Here is a 6,354-nt window from a genome sequence, read left to right as displayed (position 1 = left end):
TGCCCAGCAACGCGCTTGACAGCGATTGCAGGAAGCGTCTGCGCCTCATGATGTCTCCAGTATATTCGGTTTTCCAGTGCGTCGCACATGTCTTGCTTTCCTGACCGGGAGGAGGCTGCGTTGTCCCCGGAGTGGCGATAAAACGCAGACTTCCGAAACAATACTCGACCAGAACCGGCCGGGCTTGTCCGGTACGTCCTTCCTGGCGCGCCGCTCGGCGGGGTTGTATGATTCTTCGGCATGAGCCTGCCTGTGTCGCGTCCGGTTGCCGTTACAGGGACACGCGACGGTCATACGCTGTGACGCCGGATACGGTGCTGGATTTCTGGTTTGGCGCGCTTCGCGGCGCCGTTTTGGGGCGCAAGTCCACTGCTGAAGAGAGAGCGTATCTGCAATCTTCCGGCCAGCATTTTGGACAAGGGTGAGCAGATTCCATAGTTGCCCCGGCAAAAGTTTGCGCCGGCGAATTTTCGTCAAGATTGACGAAAGGCTGACGCTTCAGCGCATGCTCCGACGCCCGAAGGTGTCAGGAATCGCCCCTCCGCGCTAGTCCCAGTTTTGGCCCGATATTTGCTTTCTCTTAATTAGGTCATGGGTGACATCATGTACAAGCAACGGAGAACGGGAATTCGCGCGGGGAGCGGCGCAGCGGGTTTCACGCTGGTGGAGATCGCCATCGTGTTGGTGATCGTGGGCCTGTTGCTGGGAGGAATATTCAAGGGGCAGGAGTTGCTTACCACGGCGCGCATGCACAACTTGGCGGATCAGCACGCCTCGATACAGGCGGCTTATTTTTCCTTTGTGGACCGTTATCGCTATGTGCCGGGAGACATGCCCAACGCCGCCGCCGTGGCGGCGATCGGCAATGAGGTGCGCACCGGCGCCCAGTACGGCGGCGATGGCGACGGTCAGATTGACGATGGCAATTTCCAGGAAGTCTCGGCGGTCTGGCACCACTTGTCGGCAGCCGGTTTTATCCAGGGCGGATTTCAGGGGGGCGCGACGGGCGAGTCCAGCTACGTGGCGGGCGATGTCGCGCCGATTAACGTCTTTAATGGCCGTATGTTGCTGGGCCAGACAGACGAATACCTGGATGCCTCGGGCACCGCGCGGCCGCGCCTCGCTTTAGTGTTCGGCGATCAGATTCCCGCGGAGGTGTTGCACAACCTGGATGCCCGGCTGGACGACGGTCGGCCGGCCACGGGCTCGTTGCGCGCCGCGACCTCGGCCCCGGCAGGGGCGAACCATTATGGCGGCGTGGAACAGTCCAACGACAGTTCCTGTGTCCAGGGCACGGGCGTCACCGCCACCTGGAACCTGAGCGCAGCCAATTGCAATGCCGTTTATCTGTACTGAATCTCCATAATAACAATATTAGCTTTCTCCTCTCTTGCGTTGACGCCCACTCCGGTGGGCGTTTTTTTTACCGGCTGTAATCGGTTACGCGACCCGGTTTTTTCCGTCGCGCTTGGCCTGGTACAGCGCCTTGTCGGCTAGTTCCAGCAGTTGCTTCGGATGGTCTTCCGGCTGGGGGGGGGCGATGGTGCTTACTCCGAGGCTAACCGTAATTACGCCCAGGGGCGTATCCGGGTGCGGCAATTGGAGCTTCTCCACTGCCTGGCGGATCGACTCCGCGATCCTCATGCCGGCTGCCGCAGGCGCCTCGGGCAGAATCACGGCGAATTCTTCGCCACCGTAACGCGCCGCAAGGTCGCCGCCGCGCCGGGAGAAACGTTGCAGGACGGCGGCCACCTGCTGCAGGCAGAGGTCTCCCTTCTGGTGCCCGAAGCGGTCGTTGTACAGTTTGAAATTATCCACGTCGAGCATGATCAGGGAGATCGGGGACTTGCCGCGGATCGCGCGTCGCCACTCGCGGTTGAGGAATTCGTCGAATTGCCTGCGGTTGGCGATCTTGGTCAGGCCGTCCTGAAAAGACCAGGTGGTGAGCTGGCTGGCGCGATCTTCTGCCTTGCTCTTCTCTTCCAGCAGGCGCGTCTGTTCGCGCTTGTATTTCTCCAATTCCTGCTGCAGCAGTCGGTACTCCCATAGTGCCTCCTCCGTGCGCAGCGAGGCCAGGCCATGTCGCCACAGCCGGATGCAGAAGCGCCAGCCGTAGCCAAACGACAGCAGCAGGAACAGGCCGAACAGGGCCAGCGGCAGCACTGGCGGCCCGGGCGCGATCAGTATCAGGACGATGCAGGGAGGCAGCAGGGCAGAACTCAGGAAGAGCAGCAGGGCCGGTAGCAGCGGGGACAGGCAGGCGCTTGCCGCCAGGGAGACTATAGCCAACAGCAGGCAGGCCAGGCTTTGCAGCTCGATTAGCATTGCCTTGCCGTCGGCAAGCAGCAGGAGCGATGCGAATCCCCCGCCCCACAGGCAACCTTGCAGCGTGTTCAGCGCCAGCCAAGCGGCCAGCCAGGCGCGCCCCGGGGTGCCTTGTAGCGGAGAGCCCTGCGCTTGCAACAGGAGCCACTGGCCGCTGCCCGCTGCGATGACGGCCAGCAACCAAGTCAGCAGGTACAGGGCGTTTGTGGCGGGGGCTATGGCCATTCCCGCCAGTAAGGCGCAGCCTGCTATGGCCGCCAACAGAAGAGGCGCGCGCTCCGCTATTTCCGCGCCCTGTTCCAGCCACCAGTTGTCTTGAAGCCCCGTGGCTACCTTTTGCGCGGGTTGGGCCGCTTCCTCGCTGCGTTCGTTCATTGCGCTACCTGTCCCGCTGTGGTGCTCACGATTTACGGGCTGCCCAACCCCTATTCATGCGGCAGGATACAAGTAAAACATACTGTATTGGGTGCCGGTAGCACAAGTGAGGGGGAATGCCTCCTCCGGCTCCATGGGATAACCCAATCGGGTCAGGGGCTCCGGGCGGCCTTGTTTCGCCGTTGCGGCTTCCGTTAAAATGGCACTATGACAGGCCGCCCGTGTACGGCGGCGCGATGTAGCGAGGAAACTTCAGGCGTGTATGCAGTAGTGAAAGTGGGCGGTCGGCAATACCAGGTGCGGGAGGGGGACCGCCTGCGCGTGGAGAAGATTGACGCGCCGGTTGGCGACAGCGTGGAATTTTCCGATGTGTTGCTGGTGGCAGACGGGGAAAATGTGCACATTGGCACTCCCTGTTTGCCGGGGGCCAAGGTTACCGCTCAGGTGCGGGAACACGGCCGCGAGAGGAAGATTCTCGTCGTCAAGTTTCGCCGGCGCAAGAACTACCTGCGCCGGCGCGGGCACCGGCAACCTTACTCCGAGATGACCATTACCAATATCTCCGCGGGCGGCTGAGGCGCGGAAAGATGGCACACAAGAAAGCCGGGGGCAGCAGCCGCAACGGGCGGGATTCGCATTCCAAGCGCCTCGGGGTCAAGCGCTACGGCGGCGAGCAGGTCTCGGCAGGCAGTATCCTGGTGCGCCAGCGCGGGACCCCTTTTCGGGCCGGCCGCAATGTCGGTTGCGGACGGGATCACACCTTGTACGCCCTTGTTGCCGGCAAGGTCGTCTTTGCTCGCCGGGGGCCTGATCGGCATCGTTGCGTCAGTATCGTCGCCGACTGAAATCTTCGTCCGCCAGCCGGGCGGTGCCAGAAAACCATTGCCATTTCTTGCCTTTGGCGGTACTGACCGCCCGCCGTCCGCGGATGCCATGAAATTCGCCGACGAGGCGCATATCCATCTCCTGGCCGGGCGCGGCGGCGATGGCGGTCTCAGCTTCCGCCGCGCCCGCTCCCTGCCGCGCGGCGGTCCGGACGGCGGCGACGGCGGCCGCGGCGGTTCCATCTATTTGGAAGTTGCCTCTGGCCTGAATACCCTGGCGGATTTCCGGCGCACGACCCGGTTTCGGGCCGGCGACGGCCAGCCGGGCGGCAGTAACTGCCGGGCGGGGTGCGGCGGCAAAGACCTGCGCTTGCAGGTGCCTCCCGGCACCCGGGTCTTCGAGGAAGACGCCGCGGAGATGCGCAGCGACTTGCTGAACCCAGGCGAGTGTCTGCTGGTTGCCCGCGGCGGTGAAGGAGGGCGCGGCAACGTCCATTTCAAGAGCGGCGCTAAGCGCAGCCCGCGCCAGTTTGTCCCCGGCGAGGCGGGGCAAGAGTGCAGATTGCGTCTGGAGTTGCGGCTGTTGGCCGATGTCGGTTTGGTGGGGTTGCCAAACGCCGGCAAGTCTTCGTTCCTGCGCGCGGTCTCGGCTGCGTGTCCCGAAGTGGCGGACTATCCTTTCACCACTTTGCAGCCGCAGTTGGGGATGGTGGCGCCGGATTTTGACCGCCGCTTCGCGGTCGCCGACGTGCCGGGCCTGATCCCGGGGGCGGCGCGCGGCGCCGGGCTGGGCCTGCGCTTCCTGCGGCATTTGGCGCGCACCCGCCTGCTCCTGCATCTGGTCGATCTCGCCGCCGAGGTGTCGGCGGAGAAACGGGCCGCCCAGGTGCGCTCCCTGGAGCGCGAATTGGCGGAGTACGATCCCAACTTGGCCCAGCGCCCGCGCTGGTTGGTTTTGAACAAGACGGACCTGCTGGCGGAGTCTCTCTGTCGCCGTCGGCAGCGCGAGCTGTTGCGGCGCCTGGACTGGCACGCCCCCTGTTACATGGTCTCCGCCCGCACGGGTCGCGGCTGTTCGCAGTTGTGCCAGGCCGCCGCCGACTGGTTGGGTGCCGCGTCGCCGCGCCGCCAGAGGGACAGCTCGTGACCGCCGCCGACCGCAATTGGGTGCTCAAGATCGGCAGCGCCCTGCTGACCGAAGGCGGCAAGGGGGTGCGGCTGGAGCCAGTGGCTGGCTGGGCAAGGCAAATCGTTCTCTTGCGGGAGCGAGGCTTGCGGGTGGTACTGGTCTCTTCCGGTGCGGTCGCCGCCGGACTTCAGCGTCTGGGCCGCCGCCGCCGCCCGGCGGACATCCAGGAATTGCAGGCAGCGGCGGCGGTAGGACAGGCCGGGCTGATCCAGGCCTACGAAAAGGAGTTTCAATGCTTCGGGGTGCGGGTTGCCCAGGTACTGCTGACCCACGAGGACATTGCCGACCGCAAGCGCTACCTGAATGCCCGCGGCACCTTGCTCCGCCTGCTTGAGTGGCAGGTAATGCCGATTATCAATGAAAACGATACCGTCTCCACGGAAGAGATTCGTTTCGGCGACAACGACACGCTGGCAGGGCTGGTAGCCAACCTGATCGAAGCGGAATATCTGGTGATTCTGAGCGATCAGCCCGGCCTGCGGGAACGCGATCCGCGCCAGGATCCCGAGGCGCCGCTGATTCGGGAAGGTTTTGCCGGCGATCCGGCGTTGCGGCGCATGGCCGGCGATGGCGGCGCTATGGGGCGGGGAGGCATGAAGAGCAAGTTGGAGGCCGCCGTGGTCGCCGCAAAATCCGGCACCGACGTGGTGATCGCCGACGGCCGCGATGCCCGAACGTTAGAGCGCCTGGCGGCCGGCGAGCGCGTCGGCACTTTATTGCGGGCTGGCCGCGAGTCCCTGGCGGCACGGAAGCGCTGGCTGGCAAGCCAGTCCCTGGTGCGCGGCCGCCTGCGCCTGGACGCGGGCGCCGTATTGCACTTGCGCGAGCGTGGCAAGAGCCTGCTGGCGGTGGGAGTGACTCTGGTGGAGGGAGATTTCCGCCGCGGCGACATCGTCGCGTTGCTGGACCCTGACGGGCACGAGATCGGGCGTGGTCTGAGCAATTATGCCGCTGGCGAGACACGCCGCATTATGGGACGCCCCAGCTCCTTGATCGGAGAGTTGCTGGGGCACGCACGCGAGCCGGAGCTCGTGCACCGCGATAACCTGGTGTTGCTTTAGTCCGCGGCGGGTTCGGCAGGCTCTGGCGGCGGCTCCGCGGACGCGGGGGCGGCCGTTGCCAGGGCGCGCAACCGGGCGCTCAAGCGGCTTTTGTGCCGGGCAGCCTTGTTCTTGTGGACGATCTCGCGGCGCGCGAAGCGGTCCAGGAGGCTGGTCGTGTATCGGTGGGAAGCCTCCGCCTCGCTGGCATTCCCCGCGGCGATCAGCCGGGCAGTCTTTCTGAGGGCGCCGCGTACCATGGAGCGGTACCCGGAGTCTCGTTGCCCCCGCTTTGCTGCCTGCGCGGCGCGTTTTCTGGCCGAGGCTGTATTTGCCATATGCTGAACCTCCAGACGCGATTGCCGCCTGCGGGCGGCGAACAGGCGGCGATTCTAGCGCAATTCGCTCGTGGCGACCATAGGTTGTGGGCCAGCGCCCGCCGCCGCTTGCGCCTGCCTGCGCCCCGCGGACTCGGCCCGCTCGAGAATCGCCAGACGGCCTGGTTCCCGTGCCGCCATCGCCCGAATCTCCCGTCATGGCGCATCCCCTGGGCATCTCCTGGCCCGAAGGCCGCGTAAATGCCGTATGGTCAACGAAAGGC

Annotated in this window: 7 protein-coding genes; 5 read left to right on the top strand and 2 right to left on the bottom strand. The window is 64.9% G+C overall.

Annotated features, from left to right (window positions below; translation table 11 throughout):
• Positions 1-603: 603 nt before the first annotated feature.
• On the top strand, positions 604-1,356 hold the full coding sequence (locus OXU43_07940) for a prepilin-type N-terminal cleavage/methylation domain-containing protein (GenBank protein MDD9825085.1): 753 nt from the start codon (positions 604-606) through the stop codon (positions 1,354-1,356).
• Positions 1,357-1,440: 84 nt separating this feature from the next.
• On the opposite strand, the gene OXU43_07935 is transcribed toward OXU43_07940, so the two are convergent.
• Positions 1,441-2,700 (bottom strand): GGDEF domain-containing protein, encoded by a 1,260-nt coding sequence (locus tag OXU43_07935; GenBank protein MDD9825084.1) that lies wholly within the window; start codon positions 2,698-2,700, stop codon positions 1,441-1,443.
• A 258-nt stretch (positions 2,701-2,958) separates the two neighbouring features.
• On the opposite strand from OXU43_07935, the gene rplU reads away from it, so the two are divergent.
• The 4 genes from rplU to proB all read left to right on the top strand — a co-directional run bounded on the left by rplU (position 2,959) and on the right by proB (position 5,774).
• Entirely contained in the window at positions 2,959-3,276 is a 318-nt protein-coding gene (gene rplU, locus OXU43_07930; protein ID MDD9825083.1) for a 50S ribosomal protein L21, read from the top strand.
• Positions 3,277-3,287: 11 nt separating this feature from the next.
• Complete coding sequence (gene rpmA / locus OXU43_07925) at positions 3,288-3,545, top strand: 50S ribosomal protein L27 (GenBank protein ID MDD9825082.1); 258 nt, start codon at positions 3,288-3,290, stop codon at positions 3,543-3,545.
• 88 nt (positions 3,546-3,633) lie between these two features.
• Positions 3,634-4,671: a GTPase ObgE gene (obgE, locus tag OXU43_07920; protein MDD9825081.1), complete on the top strand. Its 1,038-nt coding sequence runs from the start codon at positions 3,634-3,636 to the stop codon at positions 4,669-4,671.
• Complete coding sequence (gene proB / locus OXU43_07915; GenBank protein ID MDD9825080.1) at positions 4,668-5,774, top strand: glutamate 5-kinase; 1,107 nt, start codon at positions 4,668-4,670, stop codon at positions 5,772-5,774. The genes obgE and proB overlap by 4 nt, the downstream gene beginning before the upstream one ends.
• Here proB and rpsT read toward each other — a convergent pair.
• A complete protein-coding gene (gene rpsT, locus OXU43_07910) occupies positions 5,771-6,091 on the bottom strand; it encodes a 30S ribosomal protein S20 (GenBank protein ID MDD9825079.1) in 321 nt (106 codons plus the stop codon). The genes proB and rpsT overlap by 4 nt on opposite strands.
• Between the last annotated feature and the right edge of the window lie 263 nt (positions 6,092-6,354).

Source organism: Gammaproteobacteria bacterium, assembly GCA_028817255.1.
Lineage (GTDB): Bacteria > Pseudomonadota > Gammaproteobacteria > Porifericomitales > Porifericomitaceae > Porifericomes > Porifericomes azotivorans.
Note: the sequence above shows the minus strand (reverse complement) of the source record. Positions and strands in the feature narration are given on the sequence as shown.

Bases quoted from the DNA above. Each gene is read 5' to 3' on its own strand.
- OXU43_07940 (MDD9825085.1), top strand. From the start codon at position 604: ATGTACAAGCAACGGAGAACGGGAATTCGCGCGGGGAGCGGCGCAGCG.
- OXU43_07935 (MDD9825084.1), bottom strand. From the start codon at position 2,700: ATGAACGAACGCAGCGAGGAAGCGGCCCAACCCGCGCAAAAGGTAGCC.
- rpmA (MDD9825082.1), top strand. From the start codon at position 3,288: ATGGCACACAAGAAAGCCGGGGGCAGCAGCCGCAACGGGCGGGATTCG.
- obgE (MDD9825081.1), top strand. From the start codon at position 3,634: ATGAAATTCGCCGACGAGGCGCATATCCATCTCCTGGCCGGGCGCGGC.
- rpsT (MDD9825079.1), bottom strand. From the start codon at position 6,091: ATGGCAAATACAGCCTCGGCCAGAAAACGCGCCGCGCAGGCAGCAAAG.